This is a genomic window from Polyangium jinanense, from assembly GCF_028435265.1.
GTDB lineage: Bacteria > Myxococcota_A > Polyangia > Polyangiales > Polyangiaceae > Polyangium > Polyangium jinanense.
Map to the genome: position 1 here is coordinate 215,660 of NZ_JAGTJK010000004.1, position 25,906 is coordinate 241,565.

General features: G+C 69.4%; 8 protein-coding genes. 5 read left to right on the forward strand and 3 right to left on the reverse strand.

The window, feature by feature from the left end; all coding sequences use genetic code 11:
* Positions 1–15 precede the first annotated feature (15 nt).
* Genes KEG38_RS11815 through KEG38_RS11825 form a run of 3 tightly spaced genes read left to right on the forward strand, consistent with a single transcriptional unit; the run spans position 16 to position 16,063 of the window.
* Entirely contained in the window at positions 16–4,743 is a 4,728-nt protein-coding gene (locus KEG38_RS11815; protein ID WP_272419461.1) for a type I polyketide synthase, read from the forward strand.
* Positions 4,740–11,345, forward strand: a complete 6,606-nt coding sequence (locus KEG38_RS11820; RefSeq protein ID WP_272419462.1) for a type I polyketide synthase — start codon at positions 4,740–4,742, stop codon at positions 11,343–11,345. The genes KEG38_RS11815 and KEG38_RS11820 overlap by 4 nt, the downstream gene beginning before the upstream one ends.
* Positions 11,342–16,063, forward strand: a complete 4,722-nt coding sequence (locus KEG38_RS11825) for a type I polyketide synthase (RefSeq protein WP_272419463.1) — start codon at positions 11,342–11,344, stop codon at positions 16,061–16,063. The genes KEG38_RS11820 and KEG38_RS11825 overlap by 4 nt, the downstream gene beginning before the upstream one ends.
* Before the next feature lie 13 nt (positions 16,064–16,076).
* Here KEG38_RS11825 and KEG38_RS11830 read toward each other — a convergent pair whose 3' ends face one another.
* Positions 16,077–21,986, reverse strand: a complete 5,910-nt coding sequence (locus KEG38_RS11830; RefSeq protein ID WP_272419464.1) for a type I polyketide synthase — start codon at positions 21,984–21,986, stop codon at positions 16,077–16,079.
* Positions 21,987–22,115: 129 nt separating this feature from the next.
* On the reverse strand, positions 22,116–22,535 hold the full coding sequence (locus KEG38_RS11835; RefSeq protein ID WP_272419465.1) for a hypothetical protein: 420 nt from the start codon (positions 22,533–22,535) through the stop codon (positions 22,116–22,118).
* Between the two features lie 456 nt (positions 22,536–22,991).
* Between KEG38_RS11835 and KEG38_RS11840 the strand changes: the two genes are divergently transcribed.
* A complete protein-coding gene (locus KEG38_RS11840) occupies positions 22,992–23,429 on the forward strand; it encodes a hypothetical protein (protein WP_272419466.1) in 438 nt (145 codons plus the stop codon).
* Between the two features lie 22 nt (positions 23,430–23,451).
* Here KEG38_RS11840 and KEG38_RS11845 read toward each other — a convergent pair whose 3' ends face one another.
* A complete protein-coding gene (locus KEG38_RS11845) occupies positions 23,452–24,423 on the reverse strand; it encodes a terpene synthase family protein (protein ID WP_272419467.1) in 972 nt (323 codons plus the stop codon).
* A gap of 342 nt (positions 24,424–24,765) precedes the next feature.
* On the opposite strand from KEG38_RS11845, the gene KEG38_RS11850 reads away from it, so the two are divergent.
* The gene (locus KEG38_RS11850; RefSeq protein WP_272419468.1) at positions 24,766–25,905 is read left to right on the forward strand and encodes a S8 family serine peptidase; all 1,140 of its coding nucleotides are present in this window, start codon (positions 24,766–24,768) and stop codon (positions 25,903–25,905) included.
* The last annotated feature ends 1 nt before the right edge of the window (position 25,906 follow it).

The following is a 25,906-nucleotide window of genomic DNA, read 5'->3' on the forward strand; positions in this document are numbered from 1 at the left end:
GACCCTCCCGCGACCATGACGACGCAGCACGAGGAAGAGGCCCCGCCCGCGTCGGGGCTCTCGTCGATGCAGCGCGCGATCATGACGATCCAGAAGATGCGCGCCAAGATCGAGAACCTCGAGCGCGCGCGCGTCGAGCCCATTGCCATCATCGGCATGGGTTGCCGTTTTCCGGGGGGCGCGAATACACCGGAGGCTTTTTTCCGGTTGCTCGAGGACGGCGTCGACACCATTCGCGAGGTCCCGCCCGAGCGATGGAGCCTGGAGCAGGCGGGGCCCGAGCAGGACGCCGAGGCGCGGGCGCTCCGGTGGGGCTCGTTTCTCGACGACGTCGATCGGTTCGACGCGGCCTTTTTCAACATCTCGCCGCGCGAGGCGGAAAGCCTCGATCCGCAGCAGCGGCTCTTGCTCGAGGTCTCGTGGGAGGCGCTCGAGCGCGCGGGGCAAATGCCCGAGCGGCTCATGGGCAGCCGGACGGGCGTGTACATCGGGATCTGGGCGCTCGATTATCAGCAGCGCGTCCTCGCATTGAGCCCCGATCAGCTCGACGCCTATTGTTTTACCGGGAACGTCATCAGCACGGCGGCGGGTCGCCTCTCGTACGTCTTTGGACTGCAGGGGCCGGCCGTGTCCGTGGAGACGGCGTGCTCCTCATCGCTCACCGCGATTCACCTCGCCTGCCAGAGCCTGCGGAGCGGCGAGACCAACCTCGCGCTGGCGGGCGGCGTCAATTTGATGCTCTCGCCCGCGACGACGAAGCTGCTCAGCAAGACGCAGGCCCTCTCGCCGGACGGGCGATGCAAGAGTTTCGACGCCCGCGCGAATGGGTTTGTCCGGGGCGAGGGGTGCGGCGTCGTGGTGCTGAAGCGCCTTTCGGACGCCGAGCGCGATGGGGATCCGATCATCGCGGTGATCCGCGGCTCGGCCGTGAACCAGGACGGTCGATCGACGGGCCTGACGGCGCCGAACGTGCTCTCGCAGCAGGCCTTGCTGCGGCAGGCGCTCGAGAGCGCGCGCGTCGCGCCGTCCGACGTCGGGTACGTCGAGGCGCACGGGACGGGGACCTCGCTCGGCGATCCGATCGAGGTCGAGGCGCTGAAGGCCGTGCTCGGCGGGCCCCGCGAGAGGGGGTCGAGCTGCGTGCTCGGCGCGGTCAAGACGAACATCGGGCACCTCGAGGCCGCGGCCGGCGTGGCGGGGCTCATGAAGGTGGCGCTCTCGATGCAGAACGATCGCATCCCGGGCAACCTGCATTTCCGCTCGCTGAACCCGCGGATCGATCTCCGCGGGACGTCGCTCGAAATCGCGCAGCATGCAATGCCCTGGAAGGCAGGATTGCGGCCTCGCATCGGCGGCGTCAGCTCCTTCGGCATCAGCGGGACGAACGCCCACGTCGTCCTCGAGGAAGCGCCGCGGAACCTCGAGGAGCAGCTCGCGAAGGATCCGAGCGCGTATCTCTTGCCCCTCTCGGCGAAGACCCCCGAGGCGCTGCTCGACCTCGCCCGATCGTACCAGCGAACGCTCGCGAGCGCCGACGGGCCGCGCCTGCTCGACATCGCGTACACGGCGAGCGCGCGGCGCAGCCATTTCGAGCACCGCCTCGCGGTCGTGGGCGGCAGTAAGGACGAGCTCGCCGGGCTGCTCGGCGGATTCTTGCGCGGGGAGCAACCCAGCGGCGTCGTGCAAGGAAAAGCCACGCCCGCGCGGGCGAAAGTCGTCTTCGTTTTTTCGGGCCAGGGATCGCAATGGCTCGGCATGGGGCGCAAGCTTTACGACGAGGAGTCGGCATTTCGATCGGTCATCGACTCCTGCGACGCGCTCCTCACGGGGCGGCTCGGGTGGAGCATCCTCGACGAGCTTTATGCGACCGAGCCGATGTCGCGCCTCGCGGAGACGCAGGTGGCGCAGCCGATGCTGTTCGCCATTCAGATCGCGCTCGTGGAGCTGCTCCGTTCGTGGGGGATCGCGCCGGACGCGGTGATCGGGCACAGCGTCGGCGAGATCGCGGCGGCGCACATCGCCGGGATCCTCTCCCTCGACGAGGCCATTCGTCTCGTCGCCATTCGTGGTCGTATCATGCAGAAGGCCACCGGCGCCGGAAAGATGGTCTCCGTCGCGGCCTCGCCGGACGCGGCGAGGACGTTCCTCGCGGGGTACGAGGATCGCATCTCGATCGCCGCCGTGAACGACCCGAATTCCATCGTCCTGGCGGGACAAACCCAGGCGATGGACGAGGTCGTGGCGCGGATCGAGCGCGAAGGGATCTCCTGCCGACCCTTGCGGGTCAACTATGCGTTCCACAGCCCGCAGATGGCGCCGTTCGCCGCGGAGCTCGTCGAGCGACTCGTGCGGGTCGACGCGCGGCGGGCGACCCTCGCGATGTACAGCACGGTGCTTTCGGAGTGCGTCGAAGGCAAGGAACTCGATGCGCGATACTGGGGGCGCAACGTGCGCGAGACCGTGAATCTGGCCGGCGCCGTCGGCGCGGCCATTCATGACGGGTATCAGCTCTTCCTGGAGGTCGGGCCCCATCCGGTGCTCGCGAGCAACGTCGACCAGTGCCTCGCCGCCAAGGAGGCGGGCGGGCTCGCCGTATATTCGATGCGGCGAGGCCAGGACGAGCGTCGCGCGCTGCTCGAAGCGATCGGCGGGCTTTACACGCGCGGCTGCTTCCCGGAATGGGCGCGGCTCGTGCCGACCGGGGGGCGGTGCGTGCCGCTGCCGACGTACCCATGGCAGAAAAAGGTGTACTGGATTCCGGAGCCGGGGCATCGCGCTCCGGCCGCCCCGCGTGTGGTGGCGGGTCGGGACGTCACCTACGAGGCGCAATGGCAAAACAAACCCCGGGCCCGCGCGGGGGACGGCAAGCCGCGGCCGCGCGGCGCGGGGGCGTGGCTCGTCTTTTCGGACCAGCTCGGCACCGGCGCCGCCCTCTGTGAGGCTTTTCGCGCGCGTGGCGAGACGTGCGTCCGCGTCGTCGCCGGGGACCGATACGAATCGGTGAGCCCCGATCTCTACCGGATCGATCCGGCCGATCGCAGCCATTACACCGAGGTCCTCGGCGCGGCGCGCCCGAAGGGAATGGAATGGGCAGGGATCGTGCATTTGCAATGCGCCGACGATCCCGCCTGGGGCAAGGAGCAGGAAACGGCGCTCGCGCGATCGACGGGGGCCGAGAGCCTGCTCCATCTCGCGGGCGCGCTCGCCACGCAGGGGCTCCGGACGAACCCTCGCATCTGGCTCGTGACGCGTGGCGCGCAGGCCGTCGGCGCGTGGCAGGAGTATATCGCGCCCGTGCAGGCCGCGGCCTGGGGTTTGTCGCGGACCCTCGTGCTGGAGCACCCCGAGATCGAGATCTTCAACGTGGACCTCGATCCCGGCGCCGCCGTGGGGGACGTCGAGGCGTTGCTCGAGGAGCTCGGCGCCGGCGAGGAGGAGGATCGGGTCGCCCTGCGGAAGGACGGTCGATTCGTCTCGCGCCTCGCCCGCAGCGCCCTGGAGAATGCCCCCGGCCGCGGGGAGAAGGTGCGCGCGGACGCGCGTTATCTCGTGACCGGCGCGTTCGAGGGACTCGGCCTCTTGACCGCGCAATCGCTCGTCGGCTGGGGCGCACGCCACCTCGTCCTCGTCGGGCGCAAGGAGCCCTCGGAGGCGACGAAAACAGCCATTCAGGCCCTGGAGGAGGCCGGCGCCGAGGTCGTGGTGACAGTGGCCGACCTCCGGCAGCGCGCGGGCGTGGACAAGGTCCTCACCCAGATGAAGGAACACGAAGCGCCTCCGCTCCGCGGGGTCTTTCATGCGGCATTGGTGGCCGAGGAGCCCACGCGCGACGCGGATCTCGAGAGCCAAAGGTTCGGCGACGAGCTCTCGTCGGGGCTCGTCGAAGCCCGGCACCTCCTCGAGATCGCGCAGGGCTCGACGCTCGACGCAATGGTCCTTTATTCGTCGGTGTCGGCGATTCTCGGGTACGTCGGCCGCGCGAGTTATGCCGCGACGAGCGCCTTTCTCGATACGCTCGCGGGATGGCTCCGTTCGCGGGGCGTGCCTGCGACCGCGGTCGAGTGGGGGGCGATCACCGGGATCGGGCTCGCCTCCGGGGCGCGGAGCAGCGCCGCCGCCGGGCTCGAAGGGCTCTCGCAGGAGGAGGCGATGGCCGCGCTCTCGGCGCTGGTCGGGCAACACCGCGTGGTGGCCGCGCTCATGCGGCTCGATGTCCGGCAATGGCTCGATATCTTCCCCCAGCTCGCGTCGAGCCCCTTCTGGGCGGATTTGCGTCAGGCTCGCGCGGCGTCGAAGGGCGCCGCCCCGGAGGGCAAGCAATTCCGGCAAACGCTCGAAACCACGCCCGCCGCCAAGCGTCTCGGGCTCCTGGAGACGCACGTCGCGGAGCGCGTGGCGCGCGCGCTGCGCATGGATCCGACCCAGATCGGGCGCGCGGAGCCGTTCCGTTCGCTCGGCGTGGACTCGCTGATGAGCATCGAAGTGCGGAACGTGCTCGAGCGTGACCTCGGCAAGCGATTGCCAGCGACCCTGCTCTTCACGTATCCCCACGTCGCGGCGCTCGCGGAGCATCTGCTCGGCGAGCTCGATCTCCCCGTCGAGCAAGAGCGAATCGTGGAGCCGGCGCCGCCGACCCCGCGGACGGGCGAGCTGCCGGCGAGCCTCGCGGGCGTCGAGGGCGACGAGCTTCTCGCGATGCTCGACGAAGAGCTGGCCAACGCGCGCAAGGGATCGCCTGGATGAGCGGCAACGCACCCGATTATCTTTCGAAGCTCCGGGAAACCCTCGTCGTTTTGAAGACGGTCCGCGCCGAGCGCGACGCGCTCCTGCGCGAGAAGACCGAGCCGATTGCCATCGTCGGCGTGGGCTGTCGATTCCCCGGGGGCGGCCAGGGGCCGGACGCGTTTTTCCGCGTATTGCAGGACGGCGTCGATGCCGTGCAGGAGGTCCCGCCGTCGCGGTGGCCGAAGGACGCGATTCCCGGACAGCGGCCCGACGTACGCTGGGCCGCGCTCTTGCCGGACATTCACGGCTTCGACGCGAGCTTCTTTCGGATCTCGCCGCGCGAGGCGCATAGTCTCGATCCGCAGCAACGTATGTTGCTGGAGGTCACGTGGGAGGCCCTGGAGGACGGCGGTCAAGATGTCGATCGCCTCGTCGGGACGCGCACGGGCGTCTTCGTCGGCATTGCCATCATCGATTACGAGCACCAGCTCGTTTCGTGCGGCATCGACGCCGTGGACGCTTATTCGGCCACGGGCAACATCGGCAGCACCGCGGCGGGCAGGCTCTCCTACGTGTTCGGGTTCCAGGGCCCGGCCGTCACGGTCGATACCGCGTGCTCGTCCTCGCTCGTATCCGTGCACCTCGCGTGTCAAAGCCTGCGCAGCGGTGAGAGTGATCTCGCGGTCGCGGGCGGCGCGAGCGCGATCGTGTCGCCTTTCACCATGCAGATGATGGCGCAGACGAACGCGCTTTCGCCGGATGGCCGGTGCAAGAGCTTCGACGCGCGGGCCAATGGATACGTGCGGGGCGAGGGGTGCGGCCTTTTGATCCTGAAGCGGCTTTCGGACGCGCTCCGCGACGGCGACCGCATTCGAGGCCTGATCCGCGGCTCCGCGGTGAACCAGGACGGCCGCTCCACGGGCCTCACGACGCCGAACGTGCTCTCGCAAAAAGCGGTGCTGCGGCAGGCCCTTGCGAGCGCGCGCGTGCTGCCCGAGCAGATCGGTTACGTCGAGGCGCACGGGACGGGCACGCCGCTCGGCGATCCCATCGAGATGGACGCGCTGAAGGCCGTCCTGGGAAAACCCCGCGAGGATGGCGCGAAATGCGTCGTCGGCGCCGTCAAGACGAACATCGGGCACCTCGAAGGGGCCGCGGGCGTGTCGGGCTTGATCAAGACCATGCTCGCGCTGGAGCACGAGGAGATCCCGCGAAACCTCCATTTTCGCGCGCTGAACCCGCGCATCGAAATCGAGGACACGCCCTTCGTGATTCCCCGGGAGAACAGGCCGTGGCCGCGCGGGGCGACGCCTCGCCTCGCGGGCGTGAGCTCGTTCGGGATCAGCGGGACGAACGCGCACGTCATCCTGGAGGAGGCGCCGCCCCCGGAGGCGAAGCCGCGCGCGAAAGAGGCCTCGAGCTACCTCCTGTCGCTGTCGGCGAGGAGCGCCGAGGCCCTCTCGGCGCTCTCGCGTTCGTATGCGGAATGGTTGTCCGCGACAAACGATATTTCCCTTCCCGACGTCATTTATACCGCGAGCGTGCGCCGGTCGCACCACGAGCACCGGCTCGCGGCCGTTGGTGCGACGCGGGAGGAGCTCGCGGAAGTCCTTTCGTCGTGGGGGCGCGGGGAAGGGCCTGCGCAGGTGGTCGCGGGGAAGGCTTCGGGGCGTCCGAAGGTCGTTTTCGTGTTCCCGGGGCAAGGATCCCAATGGCTCGGGATGGGGCGGCAGCTCCTCGCCGAGGAGCCGGCATTCCGGGCCGCGCTCGAGGCGGCGAGTGAGGCCATCGCGCGCGAGGCGGGTTTTTCGGTGCTCGCCGAGCTCGCGGCCGACGAGGCGCATTCACGGCTCGCCGAGATCGACGTCGTGCAGCCCGTGCTTTTCGCGATCGAGGTGGCGCTCGCGGCGCTCTGGCGGTCCTTTCGAATCCAGCCCGATTGTGTCGTCGGGCATAGCATGGGCGAGGTCGCGGCGGCGCACGTGGCCGGGATGCTCGGCCTCGAGGACGCGGCGAAGGTCATCTGTCGCCGGAGCCGGCTGCTCCGGCGCATTCGTGGCAAGGGCGCGATGGCCCTCGTCGAGCTGACGATGGCGGAGGCGGAGCAGGCCATCGTGGGGCGCGAGGATCGGCTAGGCGTGGCGGTGAGCAATGGTCCGAGGTCCACGGTGCTCTCCGGGGACCCGGCGGCGCTCGAAGAGGTGCTCGCGAGCCTGGAAGCGAGGGGTGTGTTCTGCCGCCGCGTGAAGGTCGACGTCGCCTCGCACAGCCCGCAGGTGGAGCCGCTGCTCGCCGAGCTCGTGGCCACGCTCGGGGACGTCCGCCCCTCGCCCGGCGCGCTCGCGATGCGCTCGACGGTGACTGGGGAGGCGCTCCGCGGCGACGAGCTCGTGGCTTCGTATTGGTCCGACAACCTCCGCCGCCCGGTGCGATTCTCGTCCGTCACGGATGCGCTGTTGAAGGAGGGGCACCACCTTTTCGTGGAGATGAGCCCGCATCCGATTCTGCTGCCGTCGATCGAGGAGAACCTGAAGGAGGCGAAGATCGACGGAGCCGCGATCGCGTCTTTGCGACGGCACGCGGACGAACGCCGGTCGATGCTGGAAGCGCTGGGATCGCTGTACGTGCGCGGCTGCGGCGTGGCGTGGGGAAAGCTTTCCCCCGACGGCGGGAGCATCGTCACACTTCCCGCGTATCCGTGGCAGCGGGAGGATTACTGGCTCGAAGCGAGCACGCGCAAGCCGCGGGCAGCGCGACGCGAGGGGGGCCACCCGCTGCTCGGCGCCGGGCTCGTCCCTGCGGCGCAGCCGGAGCTCCACGTATGGGAGCAATGGGTGAGTGTCGAGGGATTCCCTTACCTCGAGGACCATCGCGTCCAGGGAGAGGTGGTGTTTCCGGGCGCTGGATACGTGGAGCTCGGGCTCGCGGCGGCGGCAGAGGTCTACGGGGAGCGCGCGACGCGCCTCGAAGAAATGTCGTTCGAGCGAATGCTCGCCTTGCCCCGCGGCGGCGAGCGGCTCGTGCAGGTCTCGCTCGTGGAGGAGGGCGGCGGGCGCGCGGCCTTGACGATCGCGAGCCGCGAGGCGGACGCGAAGGAATGGGTGACGCACGCGAGGGGCAAGCTGCGCGTGGCGGCGCCGAAGGCCGCGGCGCGGGCGGGGATCGATTTCGGCGAGGTGGAGGCGCGTTGCCCCGAGGTCGTCGAGTCGCGCGCGCATTACGCGCGTATGGAAGCGCGTGGCCTCTCGTATGGCGCGCATTTCCAGGGCATCGAGCGGCTGCGGCTCGGGGAGGGCGCGGTCCTCGCGCGTGTTCGATTGCCGGACGATCTCGGCGACGACGTATCCGCGTATCATGTGCATCCGGTCCTGATGGACGCCTGTTTCCAGGCGGGAGGCGCGGCGTTGCAATCGTCGCTGGGGGAAGGCACGTTCGTCCCGGTCGAGGTGCGAGGCTTGCGTTTGTCCGGGCGGCCCGGCGGGACGGCGTGGGTCCACGGCCGGGTCGTGAAGACGGAGGGGGGCGCCGATCCCATTCTATCCCTCGCCATCCTCGACGACGCGGGCCATGCCTGGGTCGAGATCGACGATCTCCGGGTGCAGAGGCTTGCGGAGGTCGAAGAGCCCGCCATCGATCCGTTCGCTGATTGTGTCTTCGAGGTCGCGTGGCAATCGAAGCCGCTCGCGGCGGCGGCGTCCACGGGAAACCCGGGGGCGTGGCTCGTGCTCGCCGACGAGCGGGGGCTCGGCGCGGCGCTCGCGGAGCGAATTCGAGCGCGCGGCGGGTCGTGCGTGGAGGTGCGGGCCGGCGACGGATATGCGCGCCTCGGCGAGGGGCGATTCCGGCTGGACGTGACGAATGCGGCGCACTGGGACGAGGTCTTGCGGGGAGCCTTCGGCAAGAACGGTTGTCGTGGCGTGATTCATTGCGGGGCGCTCGACGGCGCGGGCTTCCACGACACCACCGAAGCCACGCTCTCCGCAGACCTCGGGCGCGGCCTCGCGAGCGCGATGCGCCTCGCCCAGGCGCTCTTGCGTCAAGGTTTTCGGGACGTCCCCCGCCTGTACCTCGTGACGCGCGGCGCGCAGGCGGCCGGTACGGGCGCGGGGCCGCTTTCGGTCGCGCAATCGACGTTGTGGGGGTTCGGGCGAGCGATCGCGACCGAGCAGCCCGATCTCGGGTGCGTCCGGATCGACCTCGCGCTGGAAGAACAGCCGGACGAACTCGAACATCTTTGGGGCGAGATTCTCTCCGGAGACGACGAGGATCAGGTCGCGTTGCGGCCCGACGGCAGGTACGTGGCGCGCCTCGTGCGAGGCAGCCTCGGCCATGGGAGCGCGGCGGAGCGCAGGGAGCGGGCGGCGGGTCGTTCCTTCCGGCTGGACATTCGTGAGCCCGGGATGCTCGAAAAGCTCTCGCTCCGCGCCATGACGCGCAGGCCCCCGGGTCCCGGCGAGGTGGAAATCGAGGTCGAGGCGGCGGGGTTGAATTTCCTCGACGTGATGAAGGCGATGGGCATCTACCCTGGAATGGATCCGAGCGCGATCCTGCTCGGCGGGGAATGCGCGGGCACGATCGCCGCAATCGGCGAGGGGGTCACGGGGTTTGCCGTGGGGGATGCGGTCGTCGCGTCGGCGCCCGGGAGCTTCGCGAGCCACGTGGTGACGCGCGTGGAGTTCGTCAAGCCAAAGCCACGGCGCCTCTCCTTCGAGCAGGCTGCGGGCATTCCTGCCGTTTTCATGACGGTCGCGTGGTCGCTCGACCACGTGGCGCGACTCCGGCGCGGCGAGCGCATCTTGATTCACGCGGCGACAGGCGGCATCGGGCTCGCGGCCATCCAGTATGCGCGGGCCGTGGGGGCCGAGGTGTTCGCGACCGCAGGCAGCGAAGAAAAGCGCTCCTACCTCCGCGCGATGGGCATCGAGCACGTCATGGATTCGCGTTCGCTCGCGTTCGCGGACGAGGTGCTGGGACGCACGGGGGGGCGGGGCGTGGACGTGGTGCTGAACTCGCTTTCGGGGGAGGCGCTCGATAGAAGCCTGGAGGTCGTCGCGCCCTACGGGCGGTTCGTCGAGCTCGGCAAAAAGGATATTTATCAAAATACGCGCCTCGGCCTCTTGCCATTTCGCAAGAGCCTGTCGTACACGGCGGTCGATCTCGCCGGGATGGCCGAGGAGAAGCCGGAGATGTACGGCGCTCTGCTCGACGAGGTCATGGCGCGCTTCGAGGACGGCACGTTCCAGCCGGAGCCGGTGCAGGTCTTCGCGGCGAGCGCCGCCGCGGATGCCTTTCGGCTCATGGCAAAGGCAGGGCACATCGGCAAGATCGTGGTGCGCATGGAGGACGACGCCGCAGAGGTCACGGTGTCGGAGGAGCCTGGGCGCGCGCGGATCCGCGCCGACGGGACGTACCTGATCACCGGCGGCCTCGGGGGCCTCGGTTTGTCCCTGGCGACGTCGCTGGTCGAGCAGGGGGCGCGGCACCTCGCGCTCCTCGGGCGAAGCGCCCCGGGCGACGCGGCGCGAGCGGCGATCGGGGCCATGGAGGCATCCGGGGCGCGGGTCCAGGCATTGCGTGGTGACGTCTCCAAGCGGGCCGACGTGGACGCCGTCGTCCAGGAGATCGAGCGTACGATGCCGCCACTCTGCGGGGTCGTGCACGCGGCGGGGCTCCTCGACGATGCGACGCTGCCGAACATGAGCGAAGCGCAGCTCTACCGGCCGATCGAGCCCAAGGTGTTCGGCGGATGGAACCTGCACGCGGCGACGCGGGGGCGCGCGCTCGATTTCTTCGTGGCGTACTCCTCGGTCGCGGGGCTCCTCGGATCGCCGGGACAAACGAATTACGCGGCCGCCAATACGTTTCTCGACGCGCTTTGCCAGGCGCGCGCGGCGGAGGGTTTGCCCGGGCTCAGCATCCAGTGGGGCGCGTTCGCGGACGTCGGGCTCGCGGCGGCGTCGGACCTCCGCGGCAAGCGGGTCGCCTCGCGCGGCGTCGACGGGATGACGGCGGAGGAAGGGAGCCTGCTTTTCGGCCGCGCGCTCGCGCATCCACGGCCCGAGGTCGCGCTCATGCGCTTCGCCCTGCGGCAATGGGTCGAGTTTTACCCGCAGATGGCGGGCGCGCCCTTCCTGCGCGAGCTCGAAGCCGAGAAGAATGCGGCTCCGGGCGCGCCCGACAAGAAGGGGACCTTCCGGGACGTCCTCGAGCGCGCGAGCGCCGCCGAGCGGCTCGGGCTCGTCGAGTCCCACCTGGCCGAGCAGCTCGGCCGGGTGCTCCGGATGGAGCCGGAGCGGATCGACAGGCGCGCGCCATTCACGAATTACGGGATGGATTCCTTGCTGAGCCTGGAGCTACGCAATCGGCTGGAGGTGAGCCTCGCGCTCAAGCTCTCGGCGGCCATTCTCTTCACGTACCCGACGGCGTCGGCGCTCGCGGCGCACCTCGCCGAACGAATGTTCCCCCCAAAGGCCCCCACCGAGGCCGCCGAGGTCGCGCCTCCGGGGCCGGCGGAGGTCGACGACGCCCTGATCGCGCCGGCCGAGGGCGAATCGACCTCGGAGGAGGACGAAGCGAGCCTCGTGGACAAACTCCAAGCGTTCGAGGAGTATCTCGGATGAGCAACGCAGACGAATCTGCGAAACTCCCGCGACCCGCGGCCGGTGAGCCGAGCGCTCTCCAGCGGGCGATCACGGCGCTCGAAAAAATGAAAGCGCGCCTCGACGCGGTCGAGCGCGCGGCGAGCGAGCCCATTGCGATCGTGGGCGCCGGATGCCGTTTTCCCGGCGGCGGAAACGGGCCCGAGGCATTCTGGCGTTTGCTCGAAGAGGGCGTCGACGCCGTCCGCGAGATCCCGCCCGATCGATGGCCGCCGGACGCGATTTCCGGCAATCACCCGGAGGCGCGCTGGGCCGCGCTGCTCGACGACCTCCGCGGCTTCGACGCGGCCTTTTTCGGCATCTCGCCGCGGGAGGCCGAGACGCTGGATCCGCAGCAGCGGATGCTCCTCGAGGTGACGTGGGAGGCCCTGGAGGACGCGGGGCAGCGGCAGGATCTGCTCGCGGGCGGCAAGGTCGGCGTCTTCGTGGGGCTTTGCGGCAACGATTACCAGCAGATCGTGGGGGACGCGCTGCTTGGCCGTTACGACGCCTATTGCGCCACGGGGAACCTGTTCAGCACCGCGGCCGGACGCATTTCGTTCGCGTTCGGCTTTCAGGGGCCGGCCCTTTCGATCGATACGGCTTGCTCGTCGTCTCTCGTGGCCGTGGCGCAGGCATGCCAGAGCTTGCGGGAGCGTGACAGCGATCTCGTCGTGGCGGGCGGCGTGAACGCCATTCTCTCCCCGCGGATCATGGCCATGGCCGTGGAGACGCGGGCGCTCTCGTCGGACGGGCGGTGCAAGACGTTCGACGCGCGCGCGAATGGCTTCGTGCGCGGCGAAGGGTGCGGCGTGGTGGTGCTGAAGCGCCTCTCCGATGCCTTGCGCGACGGCGATCGTATTCGAGGGCTGCTTCGCGGCTTCTGCGTGAACCAGGACGGGCGTTCGACGGGCCTCACGACCCCGAACGTGCTCGCCCAGCAGGCCATGCTGCGGCAAGCGATTGCGCGGGCCCGGGTCTCGCCGTCGGACATCGGGTACGTCGAAATGCACGGGACCGGGACGTCGCTCGGCGACCCCATCGAGGCCGAGGCGCTGCGGGAGGTGCTCGGGGCGCCGCGGTCGGACGGATCGACGTGCGTGCTCGGGGCGGTCAAGACGAACATCGGGCACCTGGAGGGCGCGGCGGGCATGGCGGGCCTGCTCAAGGTTTTGCTCTCGCTCGAGCACGGCAGGATCCCGAAGAACCTTCATTTCCGCCGATTGAACCCGCGCATCGTGCTGGACGGGACGCCGTTCGTCGTCCCGACGGAGGCCGTACCGTGGCCGCGCCGGGACAAACCCCGCTTCGCCGGCGTGAGCTCGTTCGGCATCAGTGGGACGAATGCGCACGTGATCGTGGAGGAGGCGCCGGTCGAGAAGGCGAATGCGGCGCGGGCGGCCTCGAGCCATCTGCTACCGCTCTCGGCGAAGAGCGCTCCCGCATTGCGGGCGCTCTGTCGTTCGTATGCGGAATGGCTCTCGGCGGCGAACGACGTTCCGCTCCATGACCTTTCGTACACGGCGAGCGTGCGTCGGGTGCACCACGAGCATCGGCTCTCGGCGGCATTCGGGACGAGGGAGGAGCTCGCCACGCTCCTTTCGTCGTACGGGAAAGGCGAGCAGGCCTCGGGGGCGCTGCACGCGCACGGGCCCGTGAAGGATCGGCTGAAGGTCGTGTTCGTGTTTCCCGGTCAGGGTTCGCAATGGCTGGGGATGGGGCGGCGATTGCTGGTCGAAGAGCCGGCGTTCCGCGCGGCGATCGAGGCCTGCAACGAGGCCATCGAGCGGGAGGCCGGCTTCTCCGTCCTCGCGGAGCTCGGCGCGGACGAGGTCGCTTCGAGGCTCGCCGAGATCGATGTGGTGCAGCCCGTGCTCTTCGCGATCGAGGTCGCGCTCGCGGCATTGTGGCGATCCTGGGGCGTGGAACCCGATTGCGTGGTCGGCCATAGCATGGGCGAGGTGGCCGCGGCGCACGTGGCGGGGATGCTCGGCCTCGAGGACGCGGTCCGGGTGATATGCCGTCGCAGCCGGCTGCTCCGGAGGATCAGCGGCAAGGGCGCGATGGCGCTCGTCGAGCTGCCGATGACGGAGGCCGCGCGTGCCCTCGCGGGATACGAGGATCGCCTGGACGTGGCGGTCAGCAATGGCCCGCGCGCGACGGTGCTCTCGGGGGATCCGGGGGCCCTCGAGGAGGTGCTCGCCGCGCTCGAAAAGCAGGGCGTGTTCTGCCGGCGCGTCAAGGTGGACGTGGCGTCCCACAGCCCGCAGGTGGATCCGCTGCGCGACGAGCTCCTCGCGGCGCTGCGTGACGTGCGTCCGTCGCCCGGCAAGGTGGCGATGCGCTCGACGGTGACGGGGAGGGCGCTCCGCGGCGACGAGCTCGTCGCATCGTATTGGGCGGACAACCTGCGGCAACCGGTGCGGTTTTCGCAGGTGACGCAGGAGCTCTTGAAGGAAGGACATGGGCTCTTCGTGGAGGTGAGCCCTCACCCGATTCTGCTTCCGTCGGTCGAGGAGAACCTGAAGGAGGCGAAGAGCGCAGGCGTGGCGATCCCGTCGATGCGGCGGCAGGCGGACGAGCGTCGTTCGATGCTGGACGCGCTCGGCGCGCTTTATACGCACGGATACGAGGTGGCCTGGGACAAACTCTACCCCGAGGGCGGCCGCGTCGTCTCCTTGCCCGCATACCCCTGGCAGCGGGAGCGGTACTGGGTGGAAGGCGTGACGTACGCCCGGCCCACGGTCGAGGCCACGAAGGAGCCGCTGGACGAGCAGGTTTACGAGGTGCAATGGAAGCTCGCGCCACGCGCGGGATCCGCCGGGAGGCCGAGGTCCGCCGGGGGCGCGTGGCTGGTGTTCGGCGATCGCGGCGGCGTCGGCGCCGAGCTCGCGGCGCGGCTGCGTGCGCGAGGAGATGGCTGCGTGTTCGTCGAGGCAGGAAGCGAATACGCGCGTACGGCCGACGACGCATACCGACTCTGCCCATTTCACCGCGACGCGTACGGCCGGTTGCTGGAGGATGCCTTCGGCCCAGGGGAGCCATGCCGCGGCGTGATTCACCTGTGGAGCCTGGACACGACGCCGTGGGACGAGACCACCGCGGAGACGGTCACGACCGATCAGCGAATCAGCTCGATCTCGGCGCTGTACCTGTCGCAGGCCTTGCTGCGGAAGAACTTTCGCGAGCGGCCGCGGCTCCACCTCGTCACGCGCGGCGCGCAGGCGGCCGGGAATGCGCGCGCGCACGTCTCGCCCGCGCAGGCGCCGCTCTGGGGGCTCGGGCGCACGCTTTCGCTGGAGCTGCCGGAGCTCGAATGCGTGCGGATCGACCTGGATCCCGTGGACACGTCGGCCGGCGCGCCGGCGCTCCTCGCAGAGATCGATGCGACGGACGGCGAGGACCAGGTCGCGCTGCGGAAGGACGGTCGGTACGTGGCGCGGTTCGTGCGAAGTCGCTTCGACGCGGCGCCTGCGCGCGCTTTCCAGATCCGGCCGGACGCGACGTACCTGGTCACGGGCGGCCTCGGCGGGCTCGGTCTCGCGGTCGCGGCGTGGGTCGTGGAGCAGGGCGCGCGTCACGTCGTGCTGGTCGGGCGCCGGGCCCCGACGGGCGCCGCGCAGGAGCAAATCGCGTCGATGCAAGCCGCGGGCGCGAAGGTGCTCGTGCTCTCCGGCGACGTCGCGCGCATGGACCACGTCGACGCGATCTGGGCCGAGCTCGACCAGAAGATGCCGCCGCTCGCGGGGATCTTCCATGCAGCCGGCGTCGTCGGCGAGCTGATCCCGACAATGCACGCGGAGGAGAAGGCGTTTCAGGAGGTCCTCGCGCCGAAGGTCGCCGGCACCTGGAACCTCCACGCGAAGACGAAAGACCGGCCGCTCGACTTCTTCGTCGCGTATTCGTCGATCTCGGCCGTGCTCGGGCTCTCGCTCGCGGCTGCGTACGCGGCCGCCAATGCGTTCCTCGATGCCATGGCCCAGCGCGTGTTCGGCGCTGGGACGGCCATGATCAGCATTCAATGGGGCACGATCGGGGACGTGGGCATGGCCGCGCGGCACGCGGCGCTCGGCGGAGCCGCGAACCCCTTCTCGCGCGAAATCGCGCCCCGGGTCGCACACGCGGCGCTGTCGAGGCTGCTCGCGCGGCCGCGCCCCTGCGTCGCCATGGTGGATTTCTCGGTCGATCGATTCCTTCAATATTTCCGCGAGCAGGAAAAACTCGCGTTCTGGTCCGAGCTCACCTCACGACGAGCGGGCGGGGCCTCGGCGCAGGTCTCGAGCATCCGAGAGACGCTCGAAGCCGCGCCCCTCATGGAACGGGGGCGGCTCCTGGAGGAGTATGTCATTGGCCAGGTCGGCAAGGTGCTCCGCCTGGACAGCGCGCGGATCGACCCGAGCGCGACGTTCTCCAGCCTCGGGATGGATTCGCTCATGGGCGTCGAGCTGCGCAATCGATTGGAGCCGGAGCTCGACCTGAAGCTCTCGGCGACCTTGATCTTCTCGTATTCGTCGCCCGCCGCGCTCGCCGAATACCTGCTCGAGCGGATCTCGGGCCCCGGGGACGATGCCCCGCGAAACGAGCCGTCCCCCGAGCCCCACCCCGAAGCCGAGCCCGTCGCCGCGGCCCTCTTCGCCGAGGACGATGTGGAGGCGCGCCTGGCGGCGAAGCTCGCGTCCCTCGACAAACTCCTCGATTGAGGGGAGCGCCCGCTCAGCGCCCGTCGAGCTCGTCGAGCACCTGCCGCAGCGCCCGCGCGGTCTCCGTGACACACGGCGCGAGGAACATCGTGTAATGGTCGCCCGGGACATCCAGGACGCGCACCGTCTGCGTGCAGACGGTCTGCCAGCCGAGCGACGGGTCGTCGGGCGAGACGCCCGTGCGCGCCTGCGATCGGGCGCTCTCCTGCGCCCGGAGCAACGTGACCGGGCCGTCGTACGGCGAGGGCACATAGGCTGCGACAGAGCTCAGATGGGCCCGGAAGATACGTAGCTGCCGCTCCGACTCCCCGACGGTCGACGGCAGCATCAATCGAATGCCCACGGCGGCCGCGACCATCGTGAGCAGCTCCTCGTGGGTCGACGCGGCGAGGGTTTCCGTATCGGCGGGCAAGTCGAAAATATCCGCGAGGTCAACGATCGAGGAGCGCACGGCCCTACGGTGGCTCGGCTCGGGCATGTCCCCGAGCACGAGCGCCTCGACACGCTCGCCGGCGCGGCGCAGGACCTGCGCCATCTCGAACGCGGCCAGCGAGCCGAACGAATACCCGCCGAGCCGGTAAGGGCCACGCGGTTGCACCTTGCGTAGCTCTTCGAGATACCGAGCGGCGATGACCTCGATCCGATCGCAGGGAGGCTCGGCCGTATCGACGCCGGGCGCGTTGAAGCCATAAAAGGGCTGATCGGGCCCGAGCTCTTTGGCAAGCGATTGAAAGACGAGCGCCGATCCCGTCGAGGGGGGCGCCATGAAAAACGGGGTCCTCGTGCCTTCGCGGACGAACTCGACGAGCAGGCCGCCCCGGCTCAGCGGCCCCGTCGCGGCCCCGTCGTCGCCAGTGCGCAGGTTGCCGAGGATTCGCTGCGACAAACCTTCGATGGTCGTGCGCGTGAGGAGTGCGCTCGTCGGCAGGTGCACGCCGAAGGCCGCGCCGAGGCTCGTGAGGAGCTGGACGCCCATGATCGAATCCATGCCGAGCGTCAGCAAATCCCGGTCGGCCGGCGGCGTGTCGGTGGGGTTCAGGTCGAGCACGCGCGCGACCTCGCCACGGACGACGTTTTCGACGAGCCACCGCGCTTTGTCGAGCTCCGCGGCCGCGACCCGCCTTCGCAGCGTGGCCGTGCCGGTTCGCGCGCCGCGCGCCTCGCCGAGGACCTCGAAGAGGGGACGGTCCGTTCGCGCGTGGTGGGATTGCTCGAAGAGGTCCCAGTCGGCCCACGCGACGAGGGTCGACGTGGGGGACCCGGATGCGAGGAGCTCGGCCGCCTGCAAGGCGAGCGGCGGCGGCATTCCCTGGAGGCCGGCGGCGAGGAGCGCGTCCTCGTATTCCATATGGCCGGCGCGATGTTCCTCGGAAAACGAGAGATGAACGACCGTCGCGGGCAGACCCGCGCGGGCGCGGAGCCGCGCGAGGCCGCTCGCGTATTCGGCGCCCACAGCGTCCGCGCCGAGGCCCTCCCAGCCGAGCGCGGCCGGCGCAGAGGAGAAGACGATGAAGAAATCGAGAGGGAGCGTCGCCGTGGCCGCGTGGAGCGAAAAAAGAGCGAGCAACGTTTGTCGCTGCGCGGCGCGGAGCGCGTCGAGGGAATCGCGGCTCGTCAGGCGATGCAGGCCGCCTTCACGGGCATGCGCGGCGTGGACGACGCCGCCGAGCTTCGATGTCGCGAGCGACAGGGCTTCGCGCACCACGTCCGCGCGGGTGAGGTCTGCCTGGGCGAGGAGGATCTTGGCCCCACGAGCTTCCAGCGCGCGTACGGCCGCGTCTCGCTCGGTCGTATCGCTCGGCGTGGCGGCCGTGACGAGGAGCAAGGAGCGCGCGCCCCGCGTGACGAGCCAATGCGCAGCCTCGATGCCGAGTTTCGATTCCGCGCCCGTCAAGAGATAGGTTCGGTCGGGACGAACCTCGATCGGCTCTTGCACGGGCGTGGCGGCGCGCGTGAGCCGTGCCACGTAGCGTTTGTCGCCGCGGAGCGCGAGGTGGTCCTCGGATCCCGCGACGGCGAGGATCTGCGCGAGCCGCGCTCCCTCTTCGGTGTTCGGCGCGGGATCGAGGTCGATCATGCCGCCCCACATATCCGGACGTTCGAGCGAAAGGACGCGGCCGAGGCCCCAGGGGCCGGCCTGCGCGAAATTCCCCGCCGCCACGCCGCCGGCCGCCTGCGCGCCCCGCGTGACGATCCAGAGGCGAGGTACCTGGACCTGCGCCGCGAGGAGCTCCACGACGGAAAGGAGCGCGAACGAGCCTTTTTGCAAGGCCTGTTCGAGCGTCTCGTCGGAGAGCGAATCGTCCGGGGCCGCGTCGAGCGCGCCGAGGTACACGACGCCGAAGAACGGCCCGGAGATCCCGAGGACGAGGGCGAGGTCGTCGACGCGCTGCTGGACGCCGGCCGCGGGCAGCGTCACCACGATGTCCCCGGCCGCGTCGAGCTTTGCGGCGAGGGAGGCGCCCACGCCCCCGGCATCGGCGATCACGACCCACCGCCGCTGCGCCGCGGCGGGCGCCATCGGGGGAGGCATTTCGCGCCAAACCATTTCGACGAAAGCTCCCTCGAGCGGCTCCTTGCCCGCGGCGCGGAGCGCGGCGGCAGGGTCCTCCGCGCGGACGTCGATGCGCCGCGCGACGCCGGAGAGCTCCCTGCTCTCGCCCACGAGCTCCATGCTCATGCGCGCGGTGAAGCCGTCGTTCGAGATCCAGTTGAGCCGCAGCCACGCGCGGCCTTCGAGCGACGTGGGCCGCACGTTGACGCCCTCGACAGCCTCGATCATCCACGCGCGGCCATGCGCCGCGGGGTGCGTGATCGACGCGATCGCGGTCGCGGCGCGGAGGACCGCCGCGGCAATGCTGCCGCTTTCGAGCGTCACGCGGGCCAGGGTCTCGACGTCGCGGCGCCAGAGCTGGTCGACGCGGAAGGCCTGCGTGTCGACGCCGAACGCCTCGAACCGCCGCTCCCAGAGCGCCGTGGGCACGCCCTGTCGCCGGCCGGGGCGCATGCTCGGCGGGGCGCTTTCCTCCTCCGCCTCGTACGTGGGCGCGATCTTGCCGTGGGCGATCCGCCTCCAGGGGCTCGCGTCGCGCTCCCGGCAGAAGATGCCCACGGAGGCCTTGCCGGGCCCCTCGGGGGTGGCGATGACCTGGAGCATGCCGGGCTCGTGCTCGTGGAGCACGGGCGGGTCGCCGAGCGAGAGATCGACCTCCCACGCCGCGTTCCCGAAGAGCTCCCTCGCGGCGGCGCACGCCACCTCGACGAGCCCGCCGGAGGAGAGGCGCACGGTCCCGGCGACGCGCTGGACGCCGATGCTGCGGCGGCTCGCATCGTCGAGGACGACCTGCCACGTGCGTGTCTCCGGGCGGTCCGCGCGGGGCTCGAGCGCGTGGCCGAGGAGGGGATGGCCGTCCGTCGCCGGGCGCTGCGGAGCGGACCGTGCGGCCTCGCCAAACCAGTATTTTTGTCGCTGGAATGGATAGGTCGGCAGGGCGATGCGCCGATAGGGGTGCGGCGCATCCATGCCGGTGAAGCGTATTTCCACACCGCGCACATACAGGGCGGCGAGGGTTTCGTGGAGGACACGAATGGGGGGACGCGAGGGCCGCAGCGATGGAAAAACGGGCGAGGAGGGCGGGGCGGCGGTCCGCGTCGCGAGCACGGGCGCCGGGCCGATTTCGAGGAGCGCGGTATATCCCTGCGCCGCGAGGTCGTTTGTCGCGGAGCCCACGGACATCCCTTCGCGAACCTGACGCTCCCAGTAGGTCGTCGTGCCGAGTGAGCTCGCCGAGAACGCGCCGCCGAGGCTCGGAAGGAAATTCCGTTTCGGAGCGCCGAGCTTCACGCTCGCGAGCGCTTGCGCGACGGACGCGACGTCCCGGCCTTCGCTTTCGAGGAGACGCGCCCGTGCCGCGGCGAGGCGGACCGCGTCGGGGAGATCGAGCATACCGGCGGCCCAGGCGGCCACGCATTCGCCGGTGCCCTGGCCGATCACCGCCGCGGGCTCGATCCCCCACGAGCCCCAGAGCTCGACGAGCGCGTATTGCAGGGCGAAGAGTGCGAGCTCGGCGTCGACAGCGTCGAGAGGGGCTCGCGCCGCCCCCTCGTCGTGCAGGATCGGCAGGACATGGCGCCCGAGGTGCGCCTGGACGGCCTCATCGGCGCGCTCCGCCGCGGCTCGGAGCGCTGGGGGCGCCGCGGCGAGGCTGCCGAGCGCGCCGGCCGCTTGCGCCGCGGTCCCGTCGAGCACGAAGGCCACGCGTTTGCGCGCCGGGCCGCCTTCCACGCGCCCGCTGACATAGGCGCTCGGAGCGCCGTCCATGAAATCCGCGAGCTGCCCCGTCACCTCCGCGACCGTGCCGACGACGGCCGCGAAGCGATGCTCGAAATGCGCCCGCCCGGCGCCGAGTGTATGACAAATGTCGCCGAGGGATTGATCCGGGTGCGAACTGACGTGATGGAGCATTTGTTTCGCTCGATCGCGCAGTGCCTCGGGAGTCTTCGCGGAGAGGACGAAGAGGTGCAGCGGCCGCTCGGGTTTGTCCTGGGCGAGCTGGGCCCGGGGCGGCTCCTCGAGGACGGCGTGGGCATTGGCGCCGCTCAGTCCCGTCGAGCTGACGCCGGCGATCCGGGGCGTCGCGCCGCGCCTCCACCGGAGCTCCGAGGTCGGAAAGACGAACGGCGTGCCGTCGATCGACGCGTTCGGATTCAGGCTCTCGAAGTGCAGGTTCACCGGGATGGTCTCGTGGTTCAGCACGAGGACCGTTTTGATGAGCGAGGCCATCCCCGACGCGGCCTCGGCGTGCCCGATGCGGGTCTTGATCGAGCCGAGCACGCATTTCGAGCCATCGGGGCGCGGGGGGCCGAGTGCCTCGCGGAGGGCCTCGAGCTCGACCGGGTCCCCGAGCGGAGAGCCATTGCTATGGACCTCGACGTATCCGACCCGCTCGGGTCCGATCCGCGCGTCCTCGAGCGCCGCGCGGACGCAAGCGGCCTGCGCCTTCGCGTTTGGCGCGGTCAGGCTCGTCGAGCGGCCGCTCTGGTTCATCGCCGAGCCCCGGACGAGCGCCCAGATTCGATTCTCGCGGCGCTGCGCGTCGGAGAGGCGCTCGAGCACGACGACGCCCACGCCCTCGGCCCGGACATACCCATTGGCGCGCGCGTCGAACGTGCGGCATCGCCCGTCGGGAGACAGGATCTGGAGCGCCGAGAGGAGATTCGACGTATGGGGCGAGAGAAGCAGGTTCACCCCGCCGACGATGGCCAGGTCGCATTCACCCCGGCGCAGGCTTTGGCAGGCCAGGTGCAGGCAAACGAGCGAGGAGGCGCAGGCCGCGTCGATGACCGTGGTGGGGCCGCGGAGACCGAGATGATGGGCAATGCGACCTGCCACGAACGAAGTGCTGATGCCCGTCGGGACATAGGCCCTCGGCTCGGGCGCATTCGCGGCGAGCAGGTCCGCGTAATCGTGCGTGCTCGTGCCCACGAAGACGCCCGTCTTGCTGCCGAGGAGGCGATCCGGGGGGATCGCCGCGTCTTCGAGGGCCTCCCAGGTCACTTCGAGCAGGAGGCGCTGCTGTGGATCCATGTCCGCGGCCTCGTTCCGGCCAATGCCGAAGAAGGGCGCGTCGAACTGGTCCACGTGGTCGAGGAGGCCGGCCCACCGGGCTGCGGCCTCGGGGGTCGTCGTCGTGGGGGCCCACCGCTCCGGCGGGACTTCCGTGACGGCGTCGATGCCGGCGCGGAGCATCTGCCACAACGTCGAGGGGCCCCTGACGCCGCCCGGGAGACGGCATCCGAGCCCGATGATCGCGAGTGGTTCGGTCTTGGCGCGCTCGGCGGCGAGGAGCTTCGCCTCCATCTTTTCGAGCGCGAGCAGGGCCCGCTCGAGCGTGGAGCCGCCGGAGGGCTGCCGGGAGGTCACGACGCCTCGCGGCCTTGCGTCGATCGTGAAGGAACGAAAGGCTCAACCATCAGCGACGAAGGCTCCGTCGACGCAGAGGCAAGGCCGGCTTGGAAGACGTGCGAACGAGGTTCGGGGGGAGGTGGCGGCTCAGACCTTCGCGCCCTGCTCGAGACCGATCCGCACGGTGTCCATACACATTCTGCAGTACCAGTTCCGGAAGAACGTAGCGGCCTGGTTGCGGTGCTTTTCGCTCATCGCCGGAATGAGGACCGATTGAAGCTGTATCGCATTGATCACGATTTGACCTGCGATGGCGGAGAGCGGCTGGCCGCCTGCGACGAGCCCGGGGACGACGGAGTTCATGTACGTATCCCGGAGCTCCGAGCTCTCCCCGCCGAGGTCCTCGGCCATCATCGCGCGAGCCCCGTCGAAGATCTGCATGAGGTCTTCCCGCGTATACTTCACGGGGAGGTACGGGTTGTTCGACGTTGCATCGAGCATCGTGTCGGCGATGACGTCACGGTTCCGCGTCCACACTTCGAGGAGCTCAGTTGCCCACGCTTCCATAGAGCCCTGGTACCACGGCACCTGTCCGTCCACAAGGGGCTAGCGGGGCGTGGTCCGGGCGCGTTCACGTGGAACCGAGGCGGAACCATGCGCTTCCGAAGCGCGCCGAGGCACCCGCGTTGTTCAGTAACAAAACGCACAGACGTGTGCGTTGTTCAGCGGCCTTCCCACACGAGCATGCCGGGCGCTCGGATTATCGCGTCCCGTCATGTATGCGGGATTCTGGCGCGAAAAATTCCTCTTGACAGGTGCGTCGAGTCGTTGGGTGGGTTTGGACGGTCCGTACACGCGAGCGCTTCGCGAGGCCCCTCGACAAACCCCTTTTTCTGCCTTTTTACGCCCTGCAGCACGCTTGTCGGGAGGAGTGTGAGGTGGATCTTGGGGAGGCATGCTCGACGCCCGGATGGTCCCAGTGAACGGTATTCTCAGGACGTACGTTGGTGGTAGCATGGGTCGATGCTCACCGAAGGCGACCGTCTGCAGCTCGCTCAATTCGTTCAAGGGAACGTCGAGAAGTACACGGACGCGCTCGCCCGCGCCGTCGAGCTCACGCAGGCGAAGGATTATCAGCGCCAGGATCTTCACCAGATCATCGCGGGGTACGTCGCGATCATGTCCGAGGCCCTCGTCGAGGATAGCAACGAAAAGCGGACATTCTACCTGGAGACGGTCATCCCTGGTCTCGTGACGAATGGGGAGACATTGCCCAAGCTCCTTTACGGCGCGGCGAGCGTCAGCCTGATCATCTCCATGGATGTGATGCACGCATTCCCCAGCGCCTCGCCGAGGAATCTCTCCGACTGGGTCGCCGATTATTTTGCATCGTTCCTCCGAGACATGATGGCCTCCGCGATCGCCACGGTGATGCACCCCCCGTCGTATTCGTCCCGCTAGAAACATCGCTGCTGCGCGACAATCATTCCACAGGCTGCTGGACCGCGACCCTCGGCGGCAACGTGGGAGATACTTGATACCGCCCGTTGTCATAAGCCCAATCCAGATGGCCACGGAGCAGATGCCCGAGCGCGGTGACGAAGCGGCGCGTGCTCTCGTCGGGATCGTCCTGGCGTAGTCGCTCCGAAAGCTGGAACCACTGGCGCATGCGCTCGTTGTGCATGCCGATCACGAGCTCCTCCGCCTGCGCGGCGCCGATTCTTTTCTCGCGCATGAGCACGAGGACGAGGTTGTGGTAATCGCCCTCCTCGAGCTCCCGCGCATACGTGAACAAATCGTTCGCCATTCCCACGAGCAAGCAAGCCAGGCTTTCGAGCTGCGAGACCTCCGGCCGCTTCCGGGCCGCCGTCCCCGCGGGACGGGCACGATCCGCGTCGGCGAGCTCGATGAGCGGATACAGGCCAATCGTGGTCTTCCGCGCCTCCAGATAGAGATCCCCGTGCGGGACGAACCGGTTCCGTCGATTGATCGCCTCCCACGCAAAACCGGCGAACAGATCCGCGACCTTGTCGACGAAACGAGCGAACCAGGCTTCGGAGAACGTATTCGTCATCCGCAGCCGGAGATCCTCGAACGCGTGCGCCATCGGTACGTCGCTCCGCGGCGGCTCGGTCCCACGCAGGACGCCCACCTGTCGACCTAGCAATGTGGCGGTATCGATCGGATGAACCTCCGCCCGCTCGCTCAGGTCGTCCGTCAGGAAAAACACCGCGAGCCAATCCGTCGCAATTTGCAACGCTTTGGCATCGATATGGGGGAAAAATCGCGCGGCGAGCGTTCCAAGCTGAATTTTTTCGAGCCGCGCGTAGCCGGTCTCCGTCGCGAGAAGGTCGTGGCTGCGCGCCCACCGGAGGGTCGCGGCCTGCGCCTCCGCGCCGTTCGGATGGAGCGCCGAAGGTAGCGGACAATATAAGGCAGAACCCATGAGGTTCATGAGGCCCTCCAGGCGCGACCGTGTTTTGCCAACGATTCCCACTTCGAGTAGAACGGAGAAAAACCCCAAAGTCAAGGGTGTTGCAGGGTACGGAAGCACAGCACGGCGCTGCGCTGATCTCGGGGCTCGCACGAATATTCGCAATGCGAGGCTCGGCCGACCGAAAATGGCGCTGGCGGCATTGGTGCTATTTCCACCGCATCTTATCGAAAAAACGAGGCGCGTTCGGATCGCCGCCGCCCCCCGCGATCCCGATGCGCTGTGCCACACCACGAGACCTCCGTTTCCCCCGCTCCCTGCCATTGCCCTCCACCCTCGTTCGGTGTCACAACCACGCCCCCGATGGCCCGCCCCCAGCTCCTCTCCATCCCCGAGCGCCTCGACGCCAACCCCCGCTTCACCGGCCGCGGCGTCGTCATCGCCCTCGTCGACAGCGGCTTCTATCCACACCCCGACCTCATGCGTCCGAAGCGCCGTATCAAGGCGTACGCCGACGCGACCCGCGACGAGGCCGTCGCCGACGACTTCTTCACGCCGCGCGCCGCGTCCTGGCACGGCACGATGACCGCCTGCACCGCCGCAGGAAACGGCTACGTCTCGGGGGGGCGTTACCGCGGGCTCGCCTCGGAAGCCGAGGTCGTGCTCATCAAGGCTCTCAGCAGCGAAGGAAAGATCACGGGCAAGAACGTCGCCCACGCGATCCGCTTCCCGCTGCGTTATCCGCACCTCGGCATCCGCGTGCTCAACGTGTCGCTCGCCGCGCCGTCGAGTGATCCCGACCAGGCCGAGGTCGAGGCCGCCGTGGCCGAGGTCGTCGCCGCGGGGATCACGGTCTTCGCCGCCGCAGGCAACACGCCAGGGAGGCCCTCGCGCCCGCCCGCGTCCGCGCCCGAGGCGATCACCGTGGGCGGGCTCGACGACAAGGGCGAGCGCGAAGGCGACGCGTCACTCTGGCCGTCGAGCTACGGCACGATCCGCGCGGGCCTCGACAAGCCGGACCTCGTCGCCCCCGCGATCTGGGTGCCCGCACCGATGCTGCCCGGCACGCTCGTCGCACGTGAAGCGGTCGCGCTCTTCCAGCTCCTCTCCGTGCTCGAGGAGCTCTCCGTGGAGCAGGGCTTTTCCGAGCAGAAGCAGCGCGCGAGCCACGACGAGCGTAGCAGCGTGAACGGGCTCATCGACGCGGTGAGCGCGCGCATCAACCGGCAGAAGTACATCGGCGTCGACTACCAGCACGTCGACGGGACGTCGTTCGCGGCGCCGATCGCCGCGAGCGTGGCGGCGCAGATGCTCGAAGCGAACCCGAGCCTCACGCCCGCGCAGATCCGCGAGGGCCTGCTCGCGACGGCCGCGCCCATGCCGCAATACCCGAAGATCCAGCAGGGCGCGGGTTTCATCCGGCCGCGTCAGGCCGTGATGTGGGCGCAGCAGAAGAAGCAGGACAAGTTCGTCGCCGTGGTGGAAGAAGGCGCGCTCGAGTAGC

What these genes read in the sequence shown, in the direction of transcription:
- KEG38_RS11815 (WP_272419461.1), top strand. Translation starts at nt 16, where the DNA reads ATGACGACGCAGCACGAGGAAGAGGCCCCGCCCGCGTCGGGGCTCTCG.
- KEG38_RS11820 (WP_272419462.1), top strand. Translation starts at nt 4,740, where the DNA reads ATGAGCGGCAACGCACCCGATTATCTTTCGAAGCTCCGGGAAACCCTC.
- KEG38_RS11850 (WP_272419468.1), top strand. Translation starts at nt 24,766, where the DNA reads ATGGCCCGCCCCCAGCTCCTCTCCATCCCCGAGCGCCTCGACGCCAAC.
- KEG38_RS11835 (WP_272419465.1), bottom strand. Translation starts at nt 22,535, where the DNA reads ATGGAAGCGTGGGCAACTGAGCTCCTCGAAGTGTGGACGCGGAACCGT.
- KEG38_RS11845 (WP_272419467.1), bottom strand. Translation starts at nt 24,423, where the DNA reads ATGAACCTCATGGGTTCTGCCTTATATTGTCCGCTACCTTCGGCGCTC.
- KEG38_RS11840 (WP_272419466.1), top strand. Translation starts at nt 22,992, where the DNA reads ATGCTCACCGAAGGCGACCGTCTGCAGCTCGCTCAATTCGTTCAAGGG.
- KEG38_RS11825 (WP_272419463.1), top strand. Translation starts at nt 11,342, where the DNA reads ATGAGCAACGCAGACGAATCTGCGAAACTCCCGCGACCCGCGGCCGGT.